This is a genomic window from Mycobacterium sp. (genome assembly GCF_035314905.1).
Lineage (GTDB): Bacteria > Actinomycetota > Actinomycetes > Mycobacteriales > Mycobacteriaceae > Mycobacterium.
Window position 1 is genome coordinate 1 of sequence record NZ_DATFYW010000005.1, and the last position, 26,917, is coordinate 26,917.

General features: G+C 67.9%; 22 protein-coding genes and 2 pseudogenes. 9 read left to right on the plus strand and 15 right to left on the minus strand.

The annotated features are described in order from the left end of the window. Nucleotides 1-512, plus strand: a 512-nt coding sequence (locus VKG81_RS00425; RefSeq protein WP_324388865.1) for a M23 family metallopeptidase, incomplete at its 5' end; no start/stop codon positions are given. Nucleotides 513-570: 58 nt separating this feature from the next. Continuing rightward, entirely contained in the window at nucleotides 571-1,119 is a 549-nt protein-coding gene (locus VKG81_RS00430) for a hypothetical protein (protein WP_324388866.1), read from the plus strand. Nucleotides 1,120-1,138: 19 nt separating this feature from the next. Here VKG81_RS00430 and pcrA read toward each other — a convergent pair whose 3' ends face one another. Next, the gene (gene pcrA, locus VKG81_RS00435; RefSeq protein WP_324388867.1) at nucleotides 1,139-3,496 is read right to left on the minus strand and encodes a DNA helicase PcrA; all 2,358 of its coding nucleotides are present in this window, start codon (nucleotides 3,494-3,496) and stop codon (nucleotides 1,139-1,141) included. A gap of 233 nt (nucleotides 3,497-3,729) precedes the next feature. On the opposite strand from pcrA, the gene VKG81_RS00440 reads away from it, so the two are divergent. Then, nucleotides 3,730-4,035: a chorismate mutase gene (locus VKG81_RS00440; RefSeq protein ID WP_324388868.1), complete on the plus strand. Its 306-nt coding sequence runs from the start codon at nucleotides 3,730-3,732 to the stop codon at nucleotides 4,033-4,035. A 47-nt stretch (nucleotides 4,036-4,082) separates the two neighbouring features. On the opposite strand, the gene VKG81_RS00445 is transcribed toward VKG81_RS00440, so the two are convergent. Both VKG81_RS00445 and VKG81_RS00450 read right to left on the minus strand, forming a co-directional pair. Beyond that, complete coding sequence (locus tag VKG81_RS00445; RefSeq protein ID WP_324388883.1) at nucleotides 4,083-6,140, minus strand: acyltransferase family protein; 2,058 nt, start codon at nucleotides 6,138-6,140, stop codon at nucleotides 4,083-4,085. 105 nt (nucleotides 6,141-6,245) lie between these two features. Further along, nucleotides 6,246-7,703, minus strand: a complete 1,458-nt coding sequence (locus VKG81_RS00450) for an NAD-dependent succinate-semialdehyde dehydrogenase (protein WP_324388869.1) — start codon at nucleotides 7,701-7,703, stop codon at nucleotides 6,246-6,248. Nucleotides 7,704-7,751: 48 nt separating this feature from the next. Here VKG81_RS00450 and pgi point away from each other — a divergent pair, with 48 nt between their 5' ends. Further along, the gene (pgi, locus tag VKG81_RS00455) at nucleotides 7,752-9,452 is read left to right on the plus strand and encodes a glucose-6-phosphate isomerase (RefSeq protein WP_324388870.1); all 1,701 of its coding nucleotides are present in this window, start codon (nucleotides 7,752-7,754) and stop codon (nucleotides 9,450-9,452) included. Nucleotides 9,453-9,467: 15 nt separating this feature from the next. Here pgi and VKG81_RS00460 read toward each other — a convergent pair whose 3' ends face one another. From VKG81_RS00460 to VKG81_RS00490, 6 genes and pseudogenes are all read right to left on the minus strand, one after another. Then, nucleotides 9,468-10,217, minus strand: coding sequence for an SDR family oxidoreductase (locus VKG81_RS00460; protein ID WP_324388871.1), 750 nt, complete (start codon nucleotides 10,215-10,217; stop codon nucleotides 9,468-9,470). Between the two features lie 63 nt (nucleotides 10,218-10,280). After that, nucleotides 10,281-10,766, minus strand: coding sequence for a zinc finger domain-containing protein (locus VKG81_RS00465; protein WP_414685102.1), 486 nt, complete (start codon nucleotides 10,764-10,766; stop codon nucleotides 10,281-10,283). Nucleotides 10,767-10,901: 135 nt separating this feature from the next. Next, nucleotides 10,902-11,144: pseudogene (locus VKG81_RS00470) on the minus strand (DNA-formamidopyrimidine glycosylase family protein); the annotation flags it as partial. Nucleotides 11,145-11,214: 70 nt separating this feature from the next. Further along, nucleotides 11,215-11,613: a phage holin family protein gene (locus VKG81_RS00475; RefSeq protein ID WP_324388872.1), complete on the minus strand. Its 399-nt coding sequence runs from the start codon at nucleotides 11,611-11,613 to the stop codon at nucleotides 11,215-11,217. Between the two features lie 300 nt (nucleotides 11,614-11,913). Continuing rightward, the gene (gene cobF, locus VKG81_RS00485; protein WP_324388873.1) at nucleotides 11,914-12,654 is read right to left on the minus strand and encodes a precorrin-6A synthase (deacetylating); all 741 of its coding nucleotides are present in this window, start codon (nucleotides 12,652-12,654) and stop codon (nucleotides 11,914-11,916) included. A 3-nt stretch (nucleotides 12,655-12,657) separates the two neighbouring features. Then, nucleotides 12,658-13,593, minus strand: coding sequence for a dienelactone hydrolase family protein (locus VKG81_RS00490; RefSeq protein ID WP_324388874.1), 936 nt, complete (start codon nucleotides 13,591-13,593; stop codon nucleotides 12,658-12,660). Nucleotides 13,594-13,769: 176 nt separating this feature from the next. Here VKG81_RS00490 and VKG81_RS00495 point away from each other — a divergent pair, with 176 nt between their 5' ends. Further along, complete coding sequence (locus VKG81_RS00495) at nucleotides 13,770-14,531, plus strand: sulfate transporter (protein WP_324388875.1); 762 nt, start codon at nucleotides 13,770-13,772, stop codon at nucleotides 14,529-14,531. Between the two features lie 75 nt (nucleotides 14,532-14,606). Further along, nucleotides 14,607-15,479 carry a TIGR03619 family F420-dependent LLM class oxidoreductase gene (locus tag VKG81_RS00500; protein WP_324388876.1) on the plus strand — a complete coding sequence of 291 codons (873 nt, stop codon included), beginning with the start codon at nucleotides 14,607-14,609 and terminating at the stop codon, nucleotides 15,477-15,479. On the opposite strand, the gene VKG81_RS00505 is transcribed toward VKG81_RS00500, so the two are convergent. Next, on the minus strand, nucleotides 15,441-15,680 hold the full coding sequence (locus VKG81_RS00505; protein ID WP_324388877.1) for a hypothetical protein: 240 nt from the start codon (nucleotides 15,678-15,680) through the stop codon (nucleotides 15,441-15,443). The two genes, VKG81_RS00500 and VKG81_RS00505, sit on opposite strands and share 39 nt — an antisense overlap. Before the next feature lie 131 nt (nucleotides 15,681-15,811). Here VKG81_RS00505 and VKG81_RS00510 point away from each other — a divergent pair, with 131 nt between their 5' ends. Together VKG81_RS00510 and VKG81_RS00515 are read left to right on the plus strand one after the other, a co-directional pair. Then, nucleotides 15,812-17,659: a glycosyltransferase family 39 protein gene (locus tag VKG81_RS00510; RefSeq protein WP_414685101.1), complete on the plus strand. Its 1,848-nt coding sequence runs from the start codon at nucleotides 15,812-15,814 to the stop codon at nucleotides 17,657-17,659. 234 nt (nucleotides 17,660-17,893) lie between these two features. Further along, nucleotides 17,894-19,300, plus strand: coding sequence for an MmgE/PrpD family protein (locus VKG81_RS00515; protein ID WP_324388878.1), 1,407 nt, complete (start codon nucleotides 17,894-17,896; stop codon nucleotides 19,298-19,300). Nucleotides 19,301-19,374: 74 nt separating this feature from the next. On the opposite strand, the gene VKG81_RS00520 is transcribed toward VKG81_RS00515, so the two are convergent. The 5 genes and pseudogenes from VKG81_RS00520 to VKG81_RS00540 all read right to left on the minus strand — a co-directional run bounded on the left by VKG81_RS00520 (nucleotide 19,375) and on the right by VKG81_RS00540 (nucleotide 25,996). Then, nucleotides 19,375-20,730: a nitrate/sulfonate/bicarbonate ABC transporter ATP-binding protein gene (locus VKG81_RS00520; RefSeq protein WP_324388879.1), complete on the minus strand. Its 1,356-nt coding sequence runs from the start codon at nucleotides 20,728-20,730 to the stop codon at nucleotides 19,375-19,377. A 34-nt stretch (nucleotides 20,731-20,764) separates the two neighbouring features. Continuing rightward, nucleotides 20,765-22,504: an ABC transporter permease gene (locus tag VKG81_RS00525; protein WP_324388880.1), complete on the minus strand. Its 1,740-nt coding sequence runs from the start codon at nucleotides 22,502-22,504 to the stop codon at nucleotides 20,765-20,767. A 201-nt stretch (nucleotides 22,505-22,705) separates the two neighbouring features. Beyond that, complete coding sequence (locus VKG81_RS00530; RefSeq protein WP_324388881.1) at nucleotides 22,706-22,975, minus strand: transporter associated domain-containing protein; 270 nt, start codon at nucleotides 22,973-22,975, stop codon at nucleotides 22,706-22,708. A gap of 113 nt (nucleotides 22,976-23,088) precedes the next feature. Further along, nucleotides 23,089-23,340: pseudogene (locus tag VKG81_RS00535) on the minus strand (CBS domain-containing protein); the annotation flags it as partial. Nucleotides 23,341-23,725: 385 nt separating this feature from the next. Continuing rightward, nucleotides 23,726-25,996: an ATP-dependent DNA ligase gene (locus tag VKG81_RS00540; protein ID WP_324388882.1), complete on the minus strand. Its 2,271-nt coding sequence runs from the start codon at nucleotides 25,994-25,996 to the stop codon at nucleotides 23,726-23,728. 756 nt (nucleotides 25,997-26,752) lie between these two features. Between VKG81_RS00540 and VKG81_RS00545 the strand changes: the two genes are divergently transcribed. Beyond that, nucleotides 26,753-26,917: Ku protein (locus tag VKG81_RS00545; protein ID WP_324388886.1), on the plus strand; the 165-nt coding region annotated here is incomplete at its 3' end.

The window sequence follows — 26,917 nt, forward strand, 5'->3', positions numbered from 1 at the left end:
AGCTGATCTCCGTCACGCCCGCCGTCAACGCCGCGGTGGCCGGCGAGGAGCTGGCCAAGGGCGTGGCGTTCGCACAGGAACGCGCGGAGCGGGAAGCACGCCTGCAGCGGCCGTTGTACGTGATGCCCACAAAGGGAATTCCGACATCGGGCTTCGGCTACCGGTGGGGCGTCCTGCACGGCGGGATCGACCTGGCCAACTCGATCGGCACCCCGATCCTGGCGGTGGCCGACGGTGTCGTGATCGACGCGGGCCCGGCGGCCGGGTTCGGACTGTGGGTCAAGCTCCGCCACAACGACGGCACAGTGACGGTCTACGGGCACGTCAACACCATCAACTGCAACATCGGCGAACGCGTGATGGCCGGCGACGAGATCGCGACGATGGGCAACCGCGGCAACTCCACCGGGCCGCACCTGCATTTCGAGGTGTGGCTGAACGGCACCAACCGGGTCGATCCGGTGCCGTGGCTGGCGCAGCGCGGAATCAACGTCGGCGGCTTCACCGGCTGACGTCTTGGCTTCCTCGGACGAACCGTCTGGTGAAGCTCCGCGCGTCGAGCACGAGCCGGTGCCCGACGACGAGGCCCACACCAGCATCATCCGCCGGCATCCGACGGGACCCATCCCCGAGCCGCTCAGCGACGACACGCGGACCAGCATCCTGCGCCGCCAGCCTGTCGTCGGGCCGCCCGACGAACCGGAGACGGGACTCATCCGGTCCGGGCCGCGGCGCATCGCCGGCGCACCGAAGCCGCCGAGCAACGCCACCGCGGTCGCCGCGTCGGCCGTCGGCATCATCAGCGGGTGGGCGACCGCCGTCGTCGCCACGGACCTGATCACGGGGTGGTGGAAGACCGACCGGCTGTTCTGCGTCGGCGTCGGGTTCCTCACCGCCGTGTTCGCCGCGAGCACGATCGGCGGGGTGGTGGGGTTGCTGCTGCGCCGGCGGGTCGGCATCTTCCTGACCCTGGTCGCCTGCGTTCTCGCGCTGCTGATCTTCGCCGGCATCTTCGTGGCCGGCGCGCACATGGCGGGCGCTGTGCGCGCGATCCCGGTGCTGCCGGTGGCGACGGCCGTGCTGAGCCTAGTTCGTCCCACCTGGCGGTGGACGAAGTAGGCATTCCGTGGGCGGGGGCTCAGAGCTTCTGCAGCGGGGCGTGGTTGTGCATCAGCTTGACCCGGCCCGAGCTGCCGAAGTCGATCAGCGACATCGCGGACTCGCCGACGCCGGAGACCTCCTCCACGCGGCCCAGCCCGTACTTGTCGTGGCTGACCCGGTCGCCGGGCTCGAGCACCAGCAGCGGGCGCTTTCCGGCCGCCGAGCGTGACGGCGACGAGCGAGCCGGCCCGAACCGGCCCGCGGCGCTGACCGGCGCCCGCAAGCCGGAGTCCGCCGCGCGCGGGACGGACCCCCAGCTCCCGGCCGGATCGCTGCGCCGCCAGTCGATGAGGTGCTGCGGGATCTCCCGCAGAAACCGCGACTCGGGGTTCATCATCGGCTGCCCCCACGACGAGCGGACCTTCGCCCGGCTCAGATACAGCCGTTGCCGCGCGCGGGTGATGCCGACGTAGGCCAACCGCCGCTCCTCGGACAGCTCCGCCGGATCGCCCAGTGCCCGCATGTGCGGGAACATGCCGTCCTCCCAGCCGGTGACGAACACGACCGGGAATTCCAGCCCCTTGGCGGTGTGCAGGGTCATCAGCGTGACCACGCCGGCGGAATGCTCGGGAATCTCGTCGGTGTCGGCGACCAGCGACACCCGCTCGAGAAACTCCGCCAGCACCCCGGTGTCGGGGACGTCTTCGTCGCCGGGTAGATCCAGGTCTTCGGCCAGGGCGGCCGCGTTGGCCCGGTCCATGCTGAATTCGTGTGCGACGCTGACGAGTTCGTTCAAGTTGTCCAGGCGCGCCAAGTCCTGCGGGTCGCTGGAGGCCTCGAGCTCGGCGCGGTAGCCGGTGCGTTCGAGCACCGCCTCAACCAGATCGCCGAGGTCGTCGTCGAGACGTGACCGCAGGTCGTCGAGCAACTCGACGAAGCCGCTGATCGCCTTCTCCGAGCGGCCGTTCAACATCGGGACCCGGCCCTCGGCAGCGGCCTGCAGCGCGTCGGCGAAGCCGGAACCGGTGTTCTCGGCGTACACCGCCACGCACGCCTCCGCACGGTCGCCGATGCCGCGGCGCGGTGTGTTGAGGATGCGCCGCAGGCTGACCGAGTCGCCGGGGTTGTCCAGTACCCGCAGGTAGGCGACGATGTCACGAATCTCTTTGCGCTCGTAGAAGCGGACGCCTCCGACGACCTTGTACGGGATGCCGGCCCGGATGAACACTTCCTCCAGCGAGCGTGACGAGTTGTTGGTGCGGTAGAACACCGCGACGTCGTCGTAGGTGATGTCGCCGCGGTCGGCGAGACGGTCGATCTCACTTGCGACGAAGGCCGCTTCGTCGTGCTCGTTGTCGGCGACGTAGCCGATGATCAGCTCGCCGTCGCCCGCGTCGGTCCAGAGCCGCTTGTCGCGACGGTTGGTGTTGCACGAGATGACCGAGTTGGCCGCCGAGAGAATGTTCTGCGTCGAGCGGTAATTCTGCTCCAGCAGAATCGTTGTGGCACTGGGGAAGTCGCGTTCGAAGTCTTCGATGTTGCGGATCGTCGCGCCGCGGAACGCATAGATCGACTGGTCGGCGTCGCCCACCACGCACAGCTCCGCGGGCGCAACCCCGTCCTCGGTGTCACGTCCCACCAATTCCCGCACCAGCACGTACTGCGCGTGGTTGGTGTCCTGGTACTCGTCGACGAGGATGTGCCGGAACCGCCGCCGGTAATACTGGGCGATCTGCGGAAAGCGTTGCAGCAGGGCGACCGTCTCCCCGATCAGATCGTCGAAGTCGAACGCGTTGGCCGCCCGCAGGCGGCGCTGGTATTCGGCGTACACGTCGGCGACGATGCGGTTGAGCTCGTCGGCGCTCTCCGACACGTTTTCCGCGGCCTGCGCCGGATCGATCAGCTCGTTCTTCAAATTCGAAATGCAGTTGGCCAGCAACCGCGGCGAGTACCGCCGGGTGTCCAGGCCCATGTCCTTGCCGATCATCAGCAGCAGGCGGCGCGAATCGTCGGCGTCGTAGATCGAGAAGTTCGAGTTCCGCCCCGGCACCAGGGCCGCCTGGTTGCGCAGGATGCGCACGCAGGTGGAGTGGAACGTCGAGACCCACATCGAGCGGGCCCGCGGGCCGACGAGCCCGACCACCCGCTCCCGCATCTCGGCGGCGGCCTTGTTCGTGAACGTGATCGCCAGGACCTGCCCGGGGCCGACGTCGCGCGCGGCCAGCTGGTAGGCGATCCGCCGGGTCAGCACCGCCGTCTTGCCCGACCCCGCGCCGGCGACGATCAGCAGCGGCGAGCCCTCATGCAGCACCGCCAGGCGCTGCTGGGGGTTGAGGCCGTCGAGGAGTTCCGCGGCATCCGGGCCTGCCGGAGAGTCGGTCACGTGCACACTCATGTCTGCTCCAACTTACCGCCCAAAGACGACATTCTTTGCGCTGGCACCGCCCGGGATGGCACACTCGAAACGTGCTCAAGGCGCAGCTCGATCGTCGGCTTTCGGCCCAAGCGGCTGATCGCCGATTTTTCTACGGGTACCGGTCCGCGGTGCCCGTGGTCTAGCTGCTTCGCAGAGCCCCGCGGTCCGCTTCCAGATCCGGGGCTCGGCTGTTGTGTGAGGCCCGAATTCGGATGAGACCAGAACCCACCAACAGCGAAAACCCGGAGTCAGAAATGAGCCTGGAAACCGAACCGCTTCCCGAAATCGATGATCTGCGGCATGAGATCGACCGGCTCGACGCCGAGATCCTCGCCGCGGTCAAGCGGCGCACCGAGGTATCGCAGACCATCGGGCGCGCCCGGATAGCCTCCGGCGGTACCCGGCTGGTGCACAGCCGCGAGATGAAGGTCATCGAGCGGTACAGCGAGCTCGGCCCCGAGGGCAAGGACCTCGCGATGCTGCTGCTGCGGCTCGGCCGCGGCCGCCTCGGGCGCTGAGCCCGGTCGTCACCGGCCGCGGCCGCGTCGGGCGCTGAGCCCGGTCGTCACCGGACGGCGTCGACCAGCCACGGCGTCAGCCACTTCACCGCCTGCGGCGTGGGATGGACACCGTCGGCGCGCATCTGGACGCCGTTGACCTTGGCGGTGTAGTAACCGCCCGGACACAGCTTCTTGTTCAGGTCGAGCACCTCGACGTTCGGACGGTTTCCGATCACGCGGCGCAGCAACGCATTCCATTCATCAACCCGGTCGGGGTCGTCTTCCGGGTACAGGCTCCCGTCGGGCTCTTCACCGCGGCGGTTGTAGGGCTCGGTGGTCACCACCAGCCTGGCTCCGGTGGAGGCGAGGATGTCCAACCCGCGTCGAAGCTCACCCGTCAGGTACTGGTCGAATGCCGGGTCGCCGATGTGCGTCCAGTGCCCCTCGTTGACCCGGTCGATCGTCTCCCAGCGGCCGATGATCAACAGCACGACGTCGGGCCGGTCGTAGCCGATCCGCTGGGCCCAGCGGTCCGGCCATGCGTCGCATTCGGGTTTCTGATCGAGGGTCTGGCCCTGATACCGGTAAGGGCCGCCGCGAACGATGCCGCATCCGATGGCGGTGTTGTCGATGAACTTGATCCCCGGGGTCGGCGGCAGATAGCGCATCATCGTCCACGCGACGGAGTCGCCGAACACGGAGACGGTATGCATGCGCGGACCGTTCTGTTGCGGGACACTCAGCGGGCGGAGGGTTTCCACCGGGGGCGCCGACGCCGTCAGCGCGGCCGTCGAAACGCCGGATGGCAGCGTGCCCTGTGGGTCTCCGACGGGAACGACGAGCAGTGTGACCGCGATGGCGGTGGCCACCGTGGCGACGGCCAGCCGCAGCATCGGGACTCGCACGGGTCGCCAGCGGCGGATGGGGTGCTCGATCACCCACCACGACGCGGTGGCGACGCCGAGCGTGGCGATGCACCGGACCACGAACAGCGGAAGCCCCGAGGCGCCGGTACGCGCCCCGTTGATGGCCAGGAAGATCGGCCAGTGCCACAGGTAGATGCCGTAGGAGATGGTGCCGAGCCACACCAGCGGCGGCAGGGCCAGTACGCGGGCAACCAGTCCCCGCTGGTCCAGCGCCACCGGAGCGACGACCGCGACGGCCGCCACCGCCACCGCGATCAGCAGCCCCCGGTGAAATTGGGCGGCGCTGCCGGTGGCGTAGTGGGCAGCCGCCCCCAGCGCCACCAGCCCGATGATCGGCAAGCCCCTGGCGAGCCATTTGGCCCACCGCGACCGGATCAACGACCAACCGACCGCCAGCGACGACCAGTCGCGGACGAAGAGAGCCGACGCGGCGGCGCCGACCAGCAGCGCCTGCGCGCGGGTGTCGGTGCCGAAGTACACCCGGTTCAGCGAGGCGTGGGACACCAGCATCACGGCGGCGACGGCGGATGCCGCCGCTCCCGCGGCGGCCAGCGCGAACACCGCCAGGCGCACCGCGCCGATGCCGACCCACCTGCGGCGGCGCCCGGCGATGACGGCCAGCAGCACAGCCACCGCGACCAGCAGCAGCGGCCAGACGAGGTAGTACTGCTCCTCCACGCCGAGGGACCAGGTGTGCTGCAGCGGCGACGGGGCGGCCCCCTGGGTGAAGTAGTCGGTCTTGTGCCCGATGAAGCTCCAGTTCGCCACCCAGACAAACGCAGCGACGGCGTCGTTGCGCAGCCCGGTGATCGCATCGGGCGGAAACAGTTCCCGCCCGACGGCGACGGCCAACACCATCACCAGAAGCCCGGGCAGCAGGCGCCGGGCGCGCCGGATCCAGAAGCCGGCCAGGTCGATGCGTCCCGTCCGGCCCAGCTCGTCGAGCAACAGTGAGGTGATCAGGAATCCGCTGAGAACGAAGAAGATGTCGACGCCGATGAATCCGCCCGCCACGCCCGGAATCCCGCCGTGGCTGACCAGCACCAGTGCCACGGCCACGGCCCTGAGGCCATCCAGCCCGGCGATGCCGGGCCGACGCGCGGGCCGGCTCCCGCTGGTTGCCCTCGAGTTGCGCCGGTGCGCGGCGCGCGGGTCGGGAGCGACCCATCGACGCCGTCCACCGGTGCCCGCCGGCACGGCCTCGACCCCAGCAGGCGATGCCGACACGTCGATGACCTCCCTGTTGGACGCGAGCAAGTCTAGGTTCGACTCGCCCGCAAACAGCGGAGGCGCGCGGCGCTGCTATGCCAGCGCCACGTACTTGATCTCGAGATACTCCTCGATGCCTTCGAAACCGCCCTCGCGGCCGAAGCCCGACTCCTTGACGCCACCGAAAGGCGCTGCGGGGTCTGAGATTACGCCGCGGTTGACGCCGACCATCCCGGATTCGATCGCCTCGGCCACCCGCAGCGCGCGGTCCAGCGACCGGGTGTAAATGTAGGCGGCGAGACCGAATTCGGTCGCGTTGGCGACCGCGATGCCCTCCTCCTCGGTGTCGAAGCCGGTGATCGGCGCGACGGGCCCGAACACCTCCTCGCGCAGAATGCGCGCGTCGGGCGGTACGTCGGTGAGCACGGTGGCCGGGTAGAAGTGGCCGGGCCCGTCGGGCACCTGCCCACCGATCGCGACGGTTGCGCCCTTGCTGAGGGCGTCGTCGACCAACTCCGTCACCTTTTCGCGCTGCTTGGCGTTGATCAGCGGGCCGAGCGTTGCCGCCGGGTCGAAGCCGTTGCCGAGCGTGACCTCGCTCATCCGCTTGACGAGCTTCTCGGTGAATTCCCCGCGCACCGCGTTGGCAACGTGGAAGCGGTTGGCCGCCGTGCACGCCTCGCCGCCGTTGCGCATCTTCGCCAGCATCGCGCCGTCCACCGCGGCATCGACGTCGGCGTCGTCGAACACCACGAAGGGGGCGTTGCCGCCGAGTTCCATCGACATCCGAAGCAGCTTGTCGGCGCTCTGCTTGACGAGTGACTTGCCGACGCCGGTGGAGCCGGTGAACGTCAGCTTGCGAAGCCGGCCGTCGTCGATCAGCGCCTGCGTCACCCCGCCGGCGTCGGTGGTAGGGAGCACCGACAGCACGCCCTTGGGCAGGCCGGCGTCGTCCATGAGCTTGGCCAGCAGCAGCATGGTCAGCGGTGTCTCCTGCGCTGGCTTGACGATCATCGTGGCGCCCGCGGCCATCGCGGGCCCGATCTTGCGGGTGCCCATGGCCAGCGGGAAGTTCCACGGGGTGATCGCATAACACGGCCCGACCGGCTGCTTGGTGACCAGGATGCGGCCGTTGCCCGCCGGGCTGGGGGTGAAGCGGCCATGGATGCGCACGGCCTCTTCGGAAAACCAGCGGAAGAACTCGCCGCCGTAGCGCACCTCGGCCATGCTTTCCGGCAGCACCTTGCCCATTTCCAGCGTCATCAACGTGGCGAGGTCTTCGGCGTGGGCGCTGATCATTTCCCACACCGCGCGCAGAATCTCGCCGCGTTCGCGCGGCGGGGTCGCCGCCCAGTCGGCCTGCACGGCTGCGGCCGCGTCCAGTGCGGCAACGGCGTCAGCGGGCGTCGCATCGGCGACGGAGGCGAGGAAGTGATCGTCGGAGGGATCGAGGACGTCGAACGTGGCGGCGGCGCCCCCCGACGAACCGCGTTCCTCACCGCCGATCCACAGCCCGGTCGGAACGGATGACAACAGCTTGGCGGTATCCATACTCCACCATTTACACCTTTGGCCATCCGGTCGCACTAGGGTCGAAGAATGACCAGCGACGAGCGCCTGCGCGAAGGGCCAAGCACCACCGACGCGCCGCAGATCCCCGACATCGCCGCCACACCGGCGTGGAATGCACTGCAACGGCATCACGAACAGATCGCGAACAAACACCTACGCGAATTCTTCGCCGAGGACCCCGATCGCGGCACCGAGCTGGCCGTCTCGGTCGGTGATCTCTACGTCGACTACAGCAAGCACCGGGTCACGCGCGAAACGCTTTCGCTGCTGATCGATCTGGCCAAGACCGCGCACCTCGAGCGTCACCGCGACGAGATGTTCGCCGGCGTGCACATCAACACCTCGGAGAACCGCGCCGTCCTGCACACCGCGTTGCGGCTGCCCAGCGATGCCGAGTTGACCGTCGACGGGCAGAATGTCGTGGCCGACGTGCACGAGGTGTCGGACCGGATGGGCGACTTCGCCGACCGGCTGCGCGGCGGCGAATGGACCGGGGCCACCGGCGAGCGGATCACCGCCGTCATCAACATCGGGATCGGCGGCTCCGACCTCGGCCCCGTGATGGTCTACCGGGCGCTGCGCCACTACAACGACTCCGGCATCGAATGCCGGTTCGTGTCCAACATCGACCCGGCGGATCTGGTCGCGAAACTCGCCGGCCTCGACCCCGCCAAGACGCTGTTCATCGTCGCGTCGAAGACGTTCTCCACGCTGGAGACGCTGACGAACGCGACCGCCGCCCGGCGCTGGCTCACCGAAAAGCTCGGCGACTCCGCCGTGGCCAAGCACTTCGTCGCGGTGTCCACCAACAAGAAGCTGGTCGACGACTTCGGCATCAACACCGACAACATGTTCGGCTTCTGGGACTGGGTCGGCGGGCGCTACTCGGTCGACTCGGCGATCGGGCTGTCGGTGATGATCGCGATCGGCCGCAGGCGATTCGGTGAGTTTCTGGCCGGATTCCACACCGTGGACGAGCATTTCAGGTCGGCGCCGCTGGAGGCAAATGCGCCGGCGCTGATGGGCCTGCTGGGCATCTGGTACAACAACTTCTTCGGCGCCGAAACCAAGGCCGTGCTGCCGTATTCGAACGACCTGGACCGCTTCCCGGCTTACCTGCAGCAGCTGACGATGGAGTCCAACGGCAAGTCGGTGCGGGCCGACGGGACGCCGGTGACTGTCAATACCGGCGAAATCTATTGGGGCGAACCGGGAACCAACGGCCAGCACGCCTTCTTCCAGCTGCTGCACCAGGGCACCCGGCTGGTGCCCGCGGACTTCATCGGGTTCGGCAAGCCCACCGACGACCTGCCGACGGCCGACGGCACCGGCAGCATGCACGACCTGTTGATGAGCAACTTCTTCGCCCAGACGCAGGTGCTGGCGTTCGGGAAGACGGCCGAGGAGATCGCCGCCGAGGGCACTCCCGCAGCGGTGGTCCCGCACAAGGTGATGCCGGGCAGTCGCCCCTCGACCTCGATCCTGGCAACCAAACTCACGCCGTCGGTGGTGGGCCAGCTGATCGCGCTCTACGAGCACATCGTGTTCACCGAGGGCGTCATCTGGGGCATCGACTCGTTCGACCAGTGGGGCGTCGAACTCGGCAAGACCCAGGCCAAAGCGCTGCTGCCGGTGCTGACCGCCGATACCCCGCCGGTGCAGCAATCCGACAGCTCGACGGATGCGCTGATCCGCCGCTACCGACGGGAACGCGGCCGGCCCGCCTGAGGGGCGGCGAGCACGTCAGGCGAAGGGCTTGGTGAACCGCGGCGGCAGCACCTTGAGCAGCTGCACCAGCGGGGCCCACGGCCAGCGGGGAACGATGGCGTGGCCACGTTCGCGTTCGATCGCGTCGACCATCGCCCGCACGCCGGTTTCGTTGTCCAACATCAGCATCGTCGTGGCCGACTTCGCCGTCATCTCCGACTCGATGTAGCCGGGTTCCAGCACGGTCACGCTGATCGGCCCGCCCGCGTACTCGGCACGCAGTGATTCGCCCAGCGACGTGACACCGGCCTTGCTCGCGGCGTACGCCGCCTTGATGCCGGGCACTCCCTTGTTGCCGAGCACCGACGAGATCAGCACCAGGTGTCCCGAGCCCGCCTTCTTGAACATCTCGATCGCGGTTTCGATCTGAACCAGGGCGCTGACGAGGTTGGTCTCGATGGTTGCCTTGTTGGCCCACAGCTTGCCCGACCCGAGCGGGGCGCCCTTGCCGATGCCCGCGTTGACGATGATCCGATCGACGCCGCCGAGCTCGTCGGCCAACGCGGCGAAGACCTTCGGGACCTGCTCGTGGTCGTTGACGTCCAGCTCCGCGATGGCCACCTTGACGTCGGGGTGGCGGGCGGTCAGCTCGGCCTTGAGTTCCTCGAGCCGGTCGGTGCGACGGGCGCACAATGCCAGGTCGCGGCCCTTCGCGGCGAACGCCCGGGCCATGCCGGCGCCCAATCCGGAGCTCGCGCCGGTGATCAGGATTTTCTGACGGGTCACGCCGACAGCCTAGCCAGGCCTGGTCGAGGCTTATTCGAGGCCTATTCGAGGCTTATTCGAGGCTTATTTGAGAAGCCGCGACATCCGCCGGTCGGCCAGAACCTTGCCGCCGGTCTGGCAGGCCGGGCAGTACTGGAACGACTTGTCGGCGAAGGAGACTTCGCGAACGGTGTCCCCACAGACCGGGCACGGCAGCCCGGTGCGATCGTGCACCCGCAGGCCGGACCGTTTCTCGCCTTTCAGGGTTGCCGCCTGCTGGCCGACCGACCGGGACACGGCGTCCGTCAGCACCGACACCATCGCCTCGTGCAGCGCGGTGATCTGCGCCGCGGTGAGCTTGCCTGCCGTCGCGAACGGCGACACCTTGGCCACATGCAGTATTTCGTCGCTGTAGGCGTTGCCGATGCCGGCGATCACCTTCTGATCGGTGACGACGGTCTTGATCCGGCCGCTGTTGCCGGCCAGCAGCCCGGCGAGGTCCTCGGCCGTCAGCCCCAGCGCGTCGGGGCCCAGCGCCGCGATCCCCGGGACCGCCCGGGGATCGTCCACCAGCCATACCGCCAGCCGCTTCTGGGTGCCGGCCTCCGTCAGATCGAAACCCGGCGCCTCGCCGGGCGTGCCGAGATGGACCCGCAGCGCGATCGGGCCCTTACCCGGCTTCAGCGGCGCGGCCGCCAGCTTGTCCGACCACCGCAACCACCCCGCCCGCGAGAGGTGGGCGATCAGACACAGGTCGTCCGCCTGCAATCCCAGGTACTTGCCCCACCGGCAGGCGCCCGTCACGGTCCGCCCGGGCAGCGCGGTGATCGGCGGATCGAAGGTCTTCAGCACCGAGAACGCCGACACGTCAACCCGCCCGATCGGCAGGCCGACGGCGTGACGACGCAAATGGTCTGCGAGCGCTTCGACTTCGGGTAATTCCGGCACACGTCCAGTTTGCCGACCCCGGCAGAGGTGTGTCGAGGTCCGGCGCGGGGCGTTCGCCCGAGGCGATCAGCTATCGAGCGACGCGCCCGACATCCCTGATAAGGAGCGACAGCAGCCAGCTCACGATCGACAAGACGATCGCGCCCCAGATCGCCGTCCACCAGAAGTGGTCGATTTGCAAGCCCCAGTGCGTGGTGTGGCGGGTGATCCAGGAGGTGATCCACAACATCAACGCGTTGACCACGATGTGAAACAGGCCGAGGGTCAGGAGGTAGAGCGGGATCGACAGAATCTGCACGATCGGCTTGATGACCGCGTTGACGAGGCCGAAGACCACCGCGACGACGAAGATGATCCCGACCTTCTGCCATGTCGTGTGGCCGCCGACGAAGCTGAGCCCCGGCACGATGAGCGTCACCAACCACAGTGCGACGCCGGTCAGCGCGGCACGGAGGAGAAAAGGGCCCATGCGGCCGATACTGCCACGGTATCGGCACCCGACGACGGCGTTTCGCCGAGAATCGGCATCCGCTTGGCGGCAGCTACGAATCCGCCGGGCGGACAACATGTCTCGCGCGTCGTCGCGCTGCCTGGGCGGGCGGCCGGCACACGGCGCGGCGGCGCAGGCGCAGGTCGACCCGGTCCCCGACGACCACTGGTGCCCAGGCGAATCTGTCACCCAGAATGGGGTTTCAACTGGGACTCGGGCACCTGCCACGACGACCATCACCGCGACGGACGGACCCGACCGGTGGGGCTGACGCGTCCGCTAGTCCGCCGACCGCAGCAGGTAGGTGTCCATGATCCAGCCGTGGCGGGCCCGTGCCGCGGCGCGCAGCGAAACGATCCGGTCGCCGACCTCGCCGACGGTGCCGGCGACCAACAGCTCATGCTCGGTTCCGAGGTACGCACCCCACCAAATCCGGGTCTCGGGGCGGCAGTTGCGAAACACGCAGTCGCCGTCCAGCATCACCACGACGGTGCCGCAGAACTCACCGGAGAGCCTGCGGCCGGTGGTGATCAGCACCGGCTCGCCGATGTCGTTGAGCGGTATGCGATGTCGTGCGGTCAGCGCCTGGATGGCGGTGATTCCGGGGATCACGTCGTAGTCGATCCCGACGTGCTCGGCGACGGCGTCGAGTACCCGTAATGTGCTGTCGTACAACGCAGGATCCCCCCACGCGAGGAAGGCGCCGACCCCGTCGGGCGCCAATTCCGCGGCGATGGCGCCGGCCCACAACCGCGCCCGCGCGGCGTGCCACTCGGTGACAGCCCGTCGATAGTCGCCGTCCCGGGCACGCGGCGGGTCGGCCAACTCGACGAACCGGTAACTTGCGGCATCCTCGATGAAACGCGCGCAGATCTGCCTCCGCATCGCGACCAGCCCGGCCTTTTGCTCCCCCTTGTCCATGACGAAGAAGACCTGTGCCTCGTTGAGCGCTGAAACAGCCTGCGCTGTCAGATAACCGGGATCGCCCGCACCGATGCCGATGACGAGGATGCGCCTCATCGGTCAGCCAACGTATTTGCCGAACCAATCGAGGGTCTTGCTCCACGCGTCGGCCGCCGCGGCAGGGTTGTAGCGCGGACCGGTGTCGTTGAAGAACGCGTGATCGGCGCCGGGCTCGACGACGATCTCGTTGACGAGCCCGGCCTTGTCCAAGGCCGCCTTCGCGGCGTCCTTTGTCGACGTCACCCGGTTGTCCAGCGCGCCGTAGAACGCCAGCACGGCCGCCTTGGAACCCGAGAAGTCCGGGTTGTCGGGCAGGGGGCCATAGAACGGCACGGCTGCGGCGAGTTGCGGCTCACCGGAAGCCAGCAGTTGCCAGACCAGCCCACCACCGAAGCAGAACCCGACCACCGCGACCTTCTTGCCGGGCACCCGGCGCTGCAGTTCGTCGACACCTGACTGCATGTCGGCGACGAAGCGGGCCGGCGGCACCTTGCCGAGGGCGGCCGTGGCCTGCGCGGGGTCGGTGAACGTGGCGGTGCCGCCCTCTTCGGACAGCAGGTCGATGGCCAGACCCGAATACCCCGCGCCGGCCAACCGGCCCGCGACCGATCGCACCCAGTCGTTCAGTCCCCGGTTTTCATGGATGACCAGCACACCGCCACGGGGATTCGCGGCTTCGGCCCATGCGCCCTGCAATTGGCCGTTGGGGCCGGCCCAGACGATCGGAGCGGTGGGCAGTGCGTGGTCCATTCCGGGCGGCGGCGACGTCGATGTCGCCGAGCCGCCGGACGTCGATGTCGCCGAGCCGCCGGACGTCGAGGCGGCCGTGCTCGACGTCGTCTGTTTGGCGTTCCCGCACGCGGCGAACAGCGCGGTGGCGGCCGCGGTGCCGACGCCCAGCAGGGCCAAGCGGCGCAAAGCCTCCCGCCGTGACAGCAGGCCGTCGACGTGGTCAGTGGCGATCTCTTCGGCGATGTAGCGCTGCAGTGGAGTCACGTTGGCGAGTATGCGCCCACTTCCTGAGCACTCCTTCGGGTCGAGGCGAGTGCGGAGCGGACAAAGCGACAACGGGGGTTTCCCCACGCGTCAGCCGGGTACGCCGTGATGGAGGGGCATCGCGAACGAGGGGGAGATGATGAATCGGCTTGCCCATGCCAACGGGGGTGAGCGCAGTGCCCGCTGATTATGCACACCCGTTCGCTTTCCGCACCGAGGATCTGGACGGCACCCGTGTGCTGCACGCGCGGGGTTTCCTGGACGCCCGCAGCTACGTGCCACTACGCGACGCGATCATCGCGGCCGCGCTCAACGGGCCACGCGCGGTGATCATCGACGTCACCACACTCGTGGTGGCCGCGCCGTCGGCCTGGGCAGCGATCACCAGCGCCCGCTGGCATGTGACCCGGTGGCCGGATGTGCCGATCGCACTGGCCTGTGCGCACCCGGAAGGCAGGGCGGCCATCGGCCACAGTGTGGGCCGCCACGTGCCGGTCTACCCGTCGGTTCGACAGGCCATCGACGCACTGCCCAACCCCGGCCGAAGCTCCGACCGGCCACGCCGGCGGGTCGCGCTCCCCGCGACGCCGGCCAGCGTGGCCCGGTCACGAGAATTGATAGCCGAGTGGCTGATCGATTGGCAGCGGCCCGACCCGATCTTCACTGCGAAACTGGTTGTCACGGTGTTGGTCGAGAATGTTCTCAAACACACCGACAGCGTGCCGGTCATCCGATTGGAGATCAGCGAGGACGTCGTCACCGTGGCGGTGGAGGACCACAGCACCGCTCCTGCTGTCCGACGCGAATGGTCCAAAAGCGGCGGCGACGAGGTATCGGGGCTGGCGATCGTGGCCGCGCTCTGCAGGAGTTGGGGTAATGCGCCGACGTCGTCCGGAAAAGCGGTGTGGGCGGCCATCGGACCCGAGAACCACCTGTGAGTGCACAGCGGGCGGTGCCACCGTACGGCTCTAGTATTCGGCGGAACGGCATCACCAGCGGGCTGAGGAGGTACTGTGCGGTTCACCTATGCGGAGGCCATGACCGACCCGACGTTCTACGTGCCGCTGGCAAAGGCCGCCGAGGCCTCGGGCTACTCCAGCATGACCGTGGCCGACAGCATCGCCTACCCGTACGAGTCGGACTCGAGATATCCATACACCCCCGACGGCAGCCGCGAGTTTCTCGAAGACAAGGCCTTCATCGAGGCGTTCGTCCTGACGGCCGCGCTGGGCATGGTCACAACGACCCTGAGGTTCACCACCTTCGTGGTCAAGCTGCCGATCCGGCCGCCGGCGCTGGTGGCCAAGCAGGCCGGCTCGCTTGCGTGGCTGACCAACAACCGGCTGGCCCTGGGCGTGGGGATCAGCCCGTGGCGCGAAGACTTCGAGTTGATGGGTGTCCCCTTCGCCAGGCGGGGCAAGCGGATGGACGAATGCATCGAGATCGTCAAGGGCCTCACCAGTGGGGGCTACTTCGAATTCCACGGCGAGTTCTACGACATCCCGAAGACCAAGATGACACCCACGCCCACCCGACCGATCCCGATTCTGATCGGCGGCCACGCCGAAGCCGCCCTTCGCCGCGCGGCCCGTTGCGACGGCTGGATGCACGGCGGCGGCGACCCCGAGGAACTCGACCGACTTCTCGGCGAGCTCACACGGTTCCGTGAAGAGGAAGGCAGCACCGGCCCGTTCGAGATCCATGTGATCTCGGGCGACGGGTTCGCGGTCGACGGCGTCAAACGCCTGGAAGACAAGGGGGTCACCGATGTGATCGTCGGCTTCCGGATGCCCTACATCGTCGGACCCGACACCGAGCCGCTGGACAAGAAGATTCGCCACCTCGAATCATTCGCCGAGCACGTGATCGCGAAGGTCAACGGCTGAGCGGGCAAATCCGTCGCCGTGATCCGGGCCGTGCAGGCCGCCGGGCCCCGGGCCGTGCATGCCCGGCGGCCCCGGGCCGCCCCAATTCTGCGAGGCGCCGTCGGTCGCGGCATATATCGCCGCTCCCCCGCCCGCGGCGACGATCGCCGCGATACCCACCGCGGCAAGCGTCTGCCGGGCGCTGAAGACCCTGGAACTCATAGGCACACCCTGCCTGCCGTAGATGAGCGGCGGCTGTGCGCGCATCCGGTCCGCGATATGCGCCCGTGGTCACAGCTGACACACAGGGCCGACAAATTCGACGCCTACGTGCGGTGGCAACGATCGGCGTCGTGACCGTCATCGCCCCTGCGCCGGTGCCCGACGCGCCCAGCCGGCGGCCCGTGCGGCGCGGAACGCCCGGGATCGCGCTGCCCGCACTGCTCGCAGCCACCGCGCTCCTCTACATTTGCGGGCTGTCCGAGAGCGGATGGGCCAACAGCTTCTACTCGGCCGCGGTTCAGGCCGGTTCGAGGAGCTGGACCGCGGCTCTGTTCGGCTCCAGTGACGCGGCCAACGCGATCACCGTGGACAAGACGCCCGCTGCGTTGTGGGTGATGGACATCTCGGTCCGACTGTTCGGCCTGAGCCCGTGGAGCGTGCTGGTCCCCCAGGCGGTCGAGGGGGTGGCCGCGGTGGCGGTGCTGTACGCAGCGGTGCGCCGCGTCAGCGGCCCACACGCGGCGTTGCTCGCGGGCGCCGTGCTCGCACTGACGCCGGTCGCGACGCTGATGTTCCGGTTCAACAACCCCGACGCGCTGCTGACCCTGCTGCTCGTCGCCGCCGCTCACTGCGTCGAGCGGGCGTGCCAAAATCGAAGCAGCCGTTGGTGGTTGCCACTTGCCGGGGTCGCGATCGGCTTCGCGTTCCTGGCCAAGATGCTGCAGGCGTTTCTGGTACTGCCGGGGTTCGCGCTGGCGTATCTGCTCGCCGCGGATGCGCCGCTCCCCCAACGCATCAGACGCACCCTTGCCGCCGTGGTGGCCGTGCTGGTGTCCGGTGGCTGGTATCTTGCCCTCGTCCAGCTGTGGCCGGCCGGCAAGCGTCCATACATCGGCGGCTCCCAGCACAACAGCGTCATCGAACTGGCGCTGGGGTACAACGGTTTCGGCCGGATCACCGGCGATGAGACAGGCGGGCTCGGCAACCTGAACTTCGACGTCGGGTGGGGCCGACTGTTCGGCCGCGACATGGGAACCGACATCGCGTGGCTCCTGCCGGCGGCGTTGATCTGCATCCTGGCGGGCCTGTGGATGACCCGCCGCGCGCCGCGCACGGACCCCACCCGCGCATCGTTGATCATCTGGGGCGGCTGGCTGGTGGTGAGCGCCGCGGTGTTCAGCTACGCGAACGGAATCATCCATCCCTACTACACCGTGGCCCTGACACCCGCGATCGCGGCCGGCATCGGCATCGGCGGACCGCTGTTGTGGCGGCGGCGCAACGACATTCGGGCCGCAACCGCGCTCGCGGGTGCGGTGATGGTGACCACGGTGCTCGCCTGTGTGCTGCTGGCCCGCGACCCGGGGTGGCTGCCCTGGCTGCGTCCGTCGATCGCTGTCGCGGGAACGGGTGGCGCGGCGCTGCTGCTGGCGGCCGGCCGCTTGCCGGAACTCGCGCAGCGTGCGGCGGCCGGTCTCGCGGTGGCCGCGTGCCTCGCGGGCCCGGGCGCCTACGCGGTGGCGACGGCCTCGACGCCACACCAGGGCGCCATCCCGTCGTCGGGGCCGGCGCGCCACGGCTGGGGCGGCTGGGGCGGCTGGGGCGGCTTCGACGGATCGGCCGAGCCGGGCGATGCGCTGTCGGCGCTGCTGAAAACCGACGCGGCCGCCTACACCTGGACCGCCGCCACGGTCGGCTCGGACAACGCGGCCGGGTACCAGCTGGCCACCGGAACACCGGTGATGGCGGTGGGTGGGTTCAACGGCACCGATCCGTCGCCGACGCTGACCGAATTCCAGAACGACGTCGCCCAGGGCAAGATCCACTTCTTCATCAGCGGCAAGATGTTCGGACCCCGGGGCGGCGCGGCCAGCGGCAGCCGCGACGCCACCGAGATCGCCGAGTGGGTGGCCGCACGCTACCCGGCACAAACGGTCGGCGGTGTCACCGTCTACGACTTCACCAGCCCGGCGTCGTGAGCGTCCGCACCCGACGAGGTACTCGTGAACCTGGCGAACCGACATGACCTCTTCGCCGACCGACCAGGCGACCCGCTTGACGAATCCACTGCGAACGTCGGGAGAGAGGCACGACGGTCCGCGCTGACTATCGGTCGGTTGGCGTCGAGACTTAAACTGCTGCGGCATGTTCGGCGTGTCGTCGCAGCGGTTTGAGTGTCGGGTAAACTGACGGGCCAGCCAAGGAGAACCGGCGTGAGCAAACGCTACGCAGTGGACGATCTCGCGGAGTTCGTGGTCGCGGCCAGCCCGGCTGACCTGACCGGGGCCGCGGCGATGCTCATCCGGCGCAACATCCTCGACAGCATCGGTTGCGCGATTGCCGCGCTCGACGGTGACACGGTGCGCGCCGTGCGCGATCAGGTGCTGGCCACCGGCGGCACCGCGCGTGCCTCTCTGATCGGTGGCGGGCGGACCAGCGTCGATCAGGCCGCGTTGTTCAATTCGGTAGCCGTGCGCTACGTGGACCTGCTCGACACCTACCTGACGCCCGGCGGACTGTGCCATCCGGCGGACAATTTCGGCGGAGTGCTGGCGGTGGCCGAAAGCACGGGGGCGTCCGGCGCGGACTTCGTACTGGCCCTGGCGGTCGCCTACGAGGTCGGCTGCCGTTTCTCGGCGTCGGTTCCGGTGATGGCGCGCGGGCTGAACCACGCGCTGCAACTTGCGATGTCCGTCGCGGCAGGAGCCGCCAAGTTGTTGCACCTGACGGCCGCACAGACGGCCGACGCGATCTCGATCGCCGTCGCAGACAACGTGTCGTTGGCCGCGGTTCACTCCGAGCCGGTGTCGAACTGGAAGGGCATCTCGCCCGGCATCACCGCGCAGCGTGCGGTGTACACAACGGAGCTGGCCCGGCGGGGCGTCACCGGGCCACCGGGAATCTTCGAAGGCCCGAACGGTCTGGAGCAGCTGTTCGGGCAAACGATCGACCTGCGTCTCGACGACCCCACGCTCGACGCCGTCACGCAGACGTATCTGAAGAAGTACTGCGCGCTGATCCACGGGCAGGCCCCGATAGAGACCGTCCTGACCCTCGCGCTCGAGGAGGGGATCGAGAGCCGCGACGTGGAGTCCGTCGACCTCGAGGTCTTCCAAACCGCCTACGACATCGCCGGCGGCGGAAGTTTCGGCAACAAGGACACACCGACGACCAAAGAGCAGGCCGACTACAACCTCAGATACCTGCTGGCCGCGGCGCTCATCGACGGCCAGGTGGGACCCGAACAGCTGCGCACCGAGCGGATCCGGAGTTCCGACGTCCAGGAGCTGCTCGCCCGCATCCGTGTTCGCCCGGACGAGACGCTGACCGCCGGCTACCCACGCACCGCCCCGGTTCGGGTCACCGTGGCACTGCGCGACGGCAGGCGGCTAACTCGTGAGCAGCGAGATTTCGAGGGCGCACCCAGCCGGCCACTGACATGGGACCGGACGGTGCAGAAGTTCGGTTGGCTTGCCGAGCGATACGCCGACGAGGACCTGCGCAACGACATCATCCGCGCCGTCGAGCAATCTGGCGCCGAACCGATTTCAACGCTGACGGACCTGCTCGCCGATGTCAGCAGCGACCCGCGGCTACCCAAAACCCGTGGCCCGCTGTGAGAGTCGGCTTACTCCCCGACGACGCCAAGGGGCCCGCCATCCGGCGGTGGGCCCCGTCCGGGTCCGCTTGACGATCAGCGCACTCCGGTCGTCGCCGAAGAAATCCCGGGATGAATTCCTGCGGCGGGGTCGGCGGTGATTTGGTCGCTGATTCTGTCATAGTCGTAGAGCTCGCCGTAGCGGCCCCAGCCGATGGCGATCTCGAGTTGGCGGCGGGCGTCGTCGGCGGAAAATCCGCGGCGCAGCAGATCCAGGAAGAACCCGGCGCGCAGGCTGCCGTCGGCGCTGCCGGCCAACGCTTTGCAGATGGTGCGCACCAGCGGTGCACGGTGGCGAGCCTGGTCAGCAAAGATCTGCTTGCTGTGCTGGATGTCGGCGGTGAAGAACTGGGCTCCGATGTCGGTGAGGGTCAGTTCGCCGTCACCGACGGTGACCAGGCCGAGCATGGCGGCCGCGTCGACCAGCGGAAAGAGGTCGTCGATCGCGAAGCTCAGTACGTCGGCAAGGGCGGCGAGCCCGATCCGGCCGCCGTGGGCGTAGACCATCTCGACGAGGCCGCCGAGCCCGCCGACCGTGGCGTCGGGCAGCGGGCGGGCAAGGGGAGTGTCCACGGTGGGCTCCGGGACCACTTCAGCAGCTTCCCGACCGGTGAGCAGACCGTAGAGCTGATCGACGAGCGCCTCGAATGCCGGTGCGCGTCGGTCGCGGGGGCGGTCGATGTCGACGCGGACCTGGGCGAGGATGCGGCCCGGGTTGGCGCCGAGCACTACGACGCGGTCGGCGAGCAGGACAGCTTCCTCGATGTTGTGGGTGACGATGCAGATCGCCTTGGTGGGGAACTTGTCGGTGGACCACAGGTTCACCAGCTCGGTCCGCAGGTTTTCGGCGGTCAAAACGTCGAGCGCGGAGAACGGTTCGTCCATCAACAGCAAATCGGGGGCGAGGACCAGCGCCCTGGCGAACCCGACGCGTTGCCGCATGCCGCCGGAAAGTTCTTTGGGGTAAGCGGATTCGAAGCCGTCCAGACCGATCATGTCGATAGCCTCGAGGGAGCGCTCCCGTCGTTGTGCGGGCGGGACCCCACGGGCGGCGAGTCCGAGTTCAACATTGTCCTGAACGGTGAGCCACGGCATCAGGGCGAAGGATTGAAACACCAGCGCTGTTCCCGGGTTGGCACCGTTGAGCTCGACGCCGCGGTAGCAAACGGTGCCACTGGTCGGCGCGATCAGTCCGGCGATGATCCGCAGCAAGGTGGATTTCCCCGATCCGGATCGGCCCAGCAGGGCCACGATTTCACCGGCCCGCAGCTGCAGATCGATGGAGTCCAGGACGCGCAGCTCATCACCCGCGGCGCCAGGGAAGCTCTTGCTGACCGCGTCGACGTCGATGAGGACCTCCGCGTGCGAGCGGATCGGGGAAGGTGTCGTCATCAGTGTTGCTCCTCATGGTGGTGAGCCGGGGCGGTCAGAGGGAATAGCGGCGCTCTGCCAGTGCGTAGAGGCGCCGCCAGAACAAGCGGTTCACCGCGACGACGTAGAAGCTCATCACGAGGACGCCGATGAGGATGTGCGGTGAGTCGCCGGTACTGGTTGCTTTGGCGATGTAGGCGCCGAGCCCGGTCGCCACCAGGGTGGTTGAGCCGTAGCTGACGACCTCGGCGACGATCGAGGCGTTCCATGCCCCACCCGCGGCGGTGATTCCGCCGGTGACATAGCTCGGAAAGATCGCGGGCAGAATCAGCCGGCGCCACCACAGCACCCGGGGCAGCTGCAGATTCGCCGCCGCCTCACGCAGATCGTTGGGAACCGAGCTCGCGCCGGCGATGACGTTGAACAAGATGTACCACTGCGCGCCCAGGCTCATCAGCACGATGCCGCCCCAGTTCAGGCTGATACCGGTCGCCAGCAGTACGGCGGTCGCGATCGGGAACAAGAAGTTCGCCGGGAAGCTGGCCAGCACCTGCACGACGGGCTGAGCCAGCCGCGATACCTTGGGATTCAACCCAATCCACACACCGATCGGCACCCAGATCAACGTTGCCGCGACGACCAGCACGATCACGCGGCCGAACGTGATCAGACCCAGGCCAAGCGCGCGGGCGACCTCGCCGAAGCCGGCGGTCGCATTGATATATGCGCCGAGCCGGAACACCCCATAGCCCACAGCCACGAGGACCACGGTGGCGAAGACGACGTCACCGGCCCGGCGAGCCCCGGGTGAAGTCCGTAACGGGTATTCAGCCAGCCCGAATACCGCCATCACCCGATCCAATGGTGCCACCAGCCAACCGAATAACAAGCCCATCAGCGCCGGGACGTGCGAGCGGCGCAGCAAGTTCAACACGACGCTGCGCGGCGCTTCGGCGGCTTCGGACTCTTCCACCCGAAATCGCTCCGCCCAGGCGGTCAGCGGCCGCCAGAACAACACATTGACGCCGACAACCATGATCGCCATGACGCCGATGGCGACGAACACTTTGCCGAGATCGCTGTCAGCGGTGGCGGTTGCCACATACGAGCCGATACCAGGCAGGGCGTAGTGATGGTTGTTGACGCTGAGCGCCTCCGACGCGACCAGAAAGAACCAGCCGCCGCCGAAGCTCATCATCCCGTTCCAGACCAGCGGGATCATGCCACTTGGCACGTCGACCCGCCAGAACCGTTGCCAGCGTGAAAGTCTCAGGTTGCGTGCGGCCTCATCGAGGTCACGGGGCTGGCTGGACAGGCTCTGGTAGAACGCGAACGTCATATTCCAGGCCTGCGACGTGAAGATCGCGAAGATCGATGCGCATTCCAGCCCGAGTTGCGACCCCGGAAACAACGCGATGAAGCCGGTAATCGTCACCGACAGGAAACCGAGGATCGGCACCGACTGGAGAATGTCGAGGATTGGCAGCATCACCTTCTGCGCACGCCGCAGCCGCGCCGCGGCTGTGGCGTAGATGAAAGTGAACAGCAGCGACACCCCGAGTGCGGTGAACATCCGCAACAGCGAGCGAGCCGCGTAATACGGCAACCGCGCTGGGTCGGTCGATACTCTCGACGGCGCCGATGTCTCATTGAACGGGACGTTGATCCCCCACGACACCCGTAGGATCACCCAGATCAGCACCGCCGCAGCGAGGAACACCGCGATGTCCACGGCCCGGCTGGGCGGACGAACGAGCGCGGCGCGGCGCGAGGAATAGGGGCGCAGCAGAGTCACGGTTCACCTCGCGCGACGCATGCCGACGGCGCGAAATGCCGTCGATCGGGCGGCGAAGAAGGTGACCGGGAACGCCCCGCCCGACAACCTCCCGAGACAGCGAACAACCACTCGCTGATTGTTCAACGACTTTACGGGGGCTGCCTGCAGAGATCCACACACCTATACAACATCCTTGCGGGTGGCTACGGAGCAAGCCGTTCAGCCGATTCCCGAGTCTTTGCGCTCTCTGCCACGCGGTGTCAGCCGTACCTCCGTGACGGCGTGGTGCGCAGTCGCGGTTACTTCGATGGTCCACTGCGCGAGTTCAACGCGGTCGCCCGGCATGGTGGGGATGCGGCCAAGTGCGACCAGGACCAAGCCTGCGATCGTCGTGTAATCGCCGGCGGCGGCGTCGGTGATGTCAACATTGATGTCGGGCAGGTAGTGGATCGGAAATGTGCCGGGCAGGACCAGGCTGCCGTCGGGCATCGTCCGCACCGCCGTGACATCCCGGTCCTGTTCGTCGTAGATCTCGCCGACGATCTCTTTAGCAGATCTTCGATGGTGACGATGCCCCCAACCCCGCCGTGCTCGTCGATGACGAGGGCGAACTGTTGGCGTTCGGCCTTGAATCGCCGTAGTGCGTCCGAGACTCGGAGGCGTTCTGGTAACTGCAGGGCCGGTCGTGCCGCCTCGGCGACGGTGATGTGCTCACCGAGCAGGTCACGCAAGTGCACAACACCGACCACCTCGTCCAAGTCGTGAGAATGGACCACCGGTGCGCGGGAATGTTCCGATTCAGCGAGCGTGGTGCGGGCCTGCTCGGCTGTCGTATCGTCCAGCAGCGTGACCACCGCCCGGCGCGGAACCAAGACTTCGCGCAGAGTGCGCTCGTGCGGTCGCCGCGTGTGCCGCGGCGTTCCAGCGCCCGCAATTGTCCTTCACGAAGCGAGACCAGTGCGATTTCGCCGCCGGCAAACACTCCATTGAGCAGGATCAGCACAGCAATGAATGCGACGTCCAACCAATAGCGACCCATGGTGAACTTGTACACCCGCCGTCGAGACAACTCTGGTCCGACGCCGTCGATGCCGGCGGCGAGGATATCGGCACATGATGGGAATAATGATGACGCGCGACCGCAGGCGGCTATCGCATTTCAACGGTGACGGGCCCGCTCGCCGATGTCAGCAGCGACCCGCGGCTACCCAAAACCCGTGGCCCGCTGTGAGAGTCGGCTCACTCCCGGGCCACCTGGCCGGGTGTCTCGTCGGGACGCAGCCCACGCCAGCTCGGGTGCCGCAGCCGGCCGTCGCCGGTGATTTCGCTGTACCGCACCTCCCCGACAAGCTCCGGCTCGACGAACGTCACGTCCTTCGCGTCCTGCCTGGGAAGTGATGTGGCGAAGGGAGATTCGCCGGTCTGCAACGGCGTCAGGAGGTCCTTCAACCGGGCCAGCTCGCGCTCACTGAAGCCGGTGCCGACGCGTCCGACATATTGCAGACCGCGCCGGCCGGGGATGCCCATCAGCAGCGATCCGATGCCGCTGGTGCGGCCGCCCGTGCCCGCGCGCCAGCCGCCGATCACCACCTCCTGGGTGTTCCAGTTCTTGTCCTTTATCCAGGAAGCCGAGCGCCGGCCCGGCTGATACGTCGACCCCCAGCGTTTGGCCACCACGCCTTCCCACCGGCGCTCGCGTGAGTGCTCGAGGGCTTCCGACCCGTCGCCGGGCAGCAGGGGCGGCACGATCAGCGCGTCGCGGTCCGAGGCCAACGTCTCCAGTAACCTGCGTCGGTCGCGGTACCTGGCGCGCAACAGCGAACGGCCGTCCAGCTGCAGCAGATCGAATGCCCAGTACTCGATGCGGGTGGCGCGGACGCGGTTCTGCATCTCGCCGAAGCTCGGCACCCCGGTGTCATCGAGCGCGACCACCTCGCCGTCGAGTATCACCTGGTGATCGTCGAGGGCTCCGGCCACGACCTGGAGCCGGGGATACTCGCGTGTGACGTCGCGTCCACCGCGCGACTGCAACCTCATCTGGCCGTGATCGGCGTCGAAGAGCAGTCGGTAACCGTCCCATTTGCCTTCAAACGCCCAATCGGTGGCCTTCAGCCGCGCGACCGACCCCGGCGTGGCCAGCATCGGCGCGAGATCCTTTCGCGTCGGCGACTGCTGGCCCTTCATGCGGTGCGCGAGCCATTGGTCACCGTCGGTCCGGATCAGCGCATAGCGACCGGAGATGCGGTTGCCATGCAGAGTGACGATCACTTCCCTGTCGGTGAACTTTTCCGCCTCGTACGTGCCGGTGTCCCAGACGACGACCTTGCCGCCGCCGTACTCGCCCTTCGGGATCGTGCCCTCGAAGGTGAGGTACTCCAGCGGATGGTCTTCGGTGTGCACGGCCAGGTGGTTGACCGCGGGACTGTCGGGCAGGTTCTTCGGCACAGCCCACGAAACCAGCACGCCGCCATGCTCGAGCCGGAAGTCGTAGTGCAGGCGCCGGGCGTGATGTTCCTGGATCACGAAGCGGTCGTTGTTGCCCACCGCCGGGCTGCCCTCCGGGACCGGCTCGGGCGTCCTGGCCCGGTCGCGCATGCTGCGGTAGGTGGTCAGCCGGTCGCCGACCGGCGTGTCCGGGTCAAGTGCGGCCAGCAGATCGCCACGGGCGGCGACGCGGTCCAGCACCTCGTCGAACCGCAGTTGCCGCAGGTCCGGGTCCTCGAGTTCCGCCCAGGTGCGCGGCGCGGCGACGGTGGGCTCTCGGCGGCCGCGCAGCGAATAGGGGGCGATCGTCGTCTTCGACGCGCTGTTCTGGCTCCAGTCCACGAACACCTTGCCGTCCCGCACGCTCTTGGTCATCGTCGAGGTGACCAGCCTGGGCATGGACTGCTCGAGCTGCTGGGCCACCCGCCTGGCCAGCGTCGTCGCGCCCGATGAGCTGATCGCCTCGGCCACCGGGACGTACAGGTGTACGCCCTTGCTGCCGCTGGTGACCGGGTAGGTGGTCAGCCCGATGTCGCCGATCAGGTCCCTGACCGCACGTGCGACATCGGCGACCTGCGCCATCGTCACACCGGGACCGGGATCGAGGTCGAAGACGATGCGCGTCGCGGGACCCGGCTTTCCACCCACGAATCGCCATTGCGGCACGTGAACCTCCAGCGCCGCCTGCTGGGCGATCCATGCCAACGCGACCGGGCTGTCGATGATCGGATAGGTCGTGGTGCCGGACTTGTGCACGACGGTCGCGCGGTGCAGCCAATCCGGTGCCGATGCCGCCAGCTGCTTTTCGAAGAACGACGGCTCGTCCACACCGTTCGGCCACCGCTTACGGGTGGCGGCCCGGCCGGCGATGTGCGGAAGCATGTGTTCGGCGATGCTGGTGTAGTAACCGAAGACGTCTTCCTTGGTGGTGCCCGTCGCCGGGTAGAGCACCTTGTCGGGGTTGGTCAGCCGCACCCGCGGACCCGACCCGCTGCCGGGCGGCCACACGTGCGGTATCCGTGCCATGCGGACCGGGTTCCCTCATCCGAACGCCGATGAACGTCCTGTTCACGGTATACGGCGGTGTTTTCGCCGGGCCACGCTGTGGCCGCCGTCCCCTCCGCGACGGCCACAGCGTCGGCCATTACGCCGGCTCAGGCCGCCCGATCAGCACAGAAGGAACGGGATGCAGACAACCGGAGCAGGCGGTGGTCCCCAGAACGGAGGGAGCGGCGAAGGTGGTCCCCAGAACGGAGGGAGCGGCGAAGGCGGTCCCCAGAACGGAGGCGGCGGCGGAGGACCTCTGTTGCACCATCGTCAATCTCCTTTCGTTGATCAAACAACGTTGCCAACGACGCTATCCAGACGATATGGGCCTGACCTTGGCACAAGCTATGCGATAGCTATGTCCTGCGCCCAATACGCCGTTACGCATACGTGGGCGCCATTGGCTGCTCCGCCACGGCCACCACCGGGAACGGGATCAACGGCCGCACCGGGGCGGCGGAAGAATGATTGGCGCCAACCGCAATCGCGGCGTGGACAACGAAATTGACGTTGCCGTCGATGCTCGGCCGGCAGCGGCCCCCGGCGCGCGGCGCAACTGTCGGGGCCGCTCGCCGGCGGCTTCCAACGGCTGCTCACGGCGGGATCGGGCATTGCCGGCCCGCGCGGCTGGCAGTTTGCTGTGCAATGACATGTGGCTACTGAACCCTGGTATTTTCCGGTGTTGCTCCCCGGTGTGCGAAGCCCGATATGGACCGAGTGGGCCATACTGGCGATATGCGCTCCATCTGGAAGGGCTCACTCTCTTTTGGCCTGGTCAACGTGCCGGTCAAGGTCTACAGCGCGACCGAGGACCATGACCTGAAGTTCCACCAGGTGCACGCGAAGGACAACGGACGGATCCGGTACAAGCGGGTCTGCGAGGTGTGCGGCGAGGTCGTG

Excerpts from the sequence above, each read along its gene's own strand:
- pcrA (WP_324388867.1), bottom strand. The coding sequence starts at position 3,496 with ATGAGTGTGCACGTGACCGACTCTCCGGCAGGCCCGGATGCCGCGGAA.
- VKG81_RS00440 (WP_324388868.1), top strand. The coding sequence starts at position 3,730 with ATGAGACCAGAACCCACCAACAGCGAAAACCCGGAGTCAGAAATGAGC.
- VKG81_RS00450 (WP_324388869.1), bottom strand. The coding sequence starts at position 7,703 with ATGGATACCGCCAAGCTGTTGTCATCCGTTCCGACCGGGCTGTGGATC.
- pgi (WP_324388870.1), top strand. The coding sequence starts at position 7,752 with ATGACCAGCGACGAGCGCCTGCGCGAAGGGCCAAGCACCACCGACGCG.
- VKG81_RS00475 (WP_324388872.1), bottom strand. The coding sequence starts at position 11,613 with ATGGGCCCTTTTCTCCTCCGTGCCGCGCTGACCGGCGTCGCACTGTGG.
- cobF (WP_324388873.1), bottom strand. The coding sequence starts at position 12,654 with ATGAGGCGCATCCTCGTCATCGGCATCGGTGCGGGCGATCCCGGTTAT.
- VKG81_RS00505 (WP_324388877.1), bottom strand. The coding sequence starts at position 15,680 with ATGAGTTCCAGGGTCTTCAGCGCCCGGCAGACGCTTGCCGCGGTGGGT.
- VKG81_RS00520 (WP_324388879.1), bottom strand. The coding sequence starts at position 20,730 with ATGACGACACCTTCCCCGATCCGCTCGCACGCGGAGGTCCTCATCGAC.
- VKG81_RS00530 (WP_324388881.1), bottom strand. The coding sequence starts at position 22,975 with ATGCCCGACGGCAGCCTGGTCCTGCCCGGCACATTTCCGATCCACTAC.
- VKG81_RS00540 (WP_324388882.1), bottom strand. The coding sequence starts at position 25,996 with ATGGCACGGATACCGCACGTGTGGCCGCCCGGCAGCGGGTCGGGTCCG.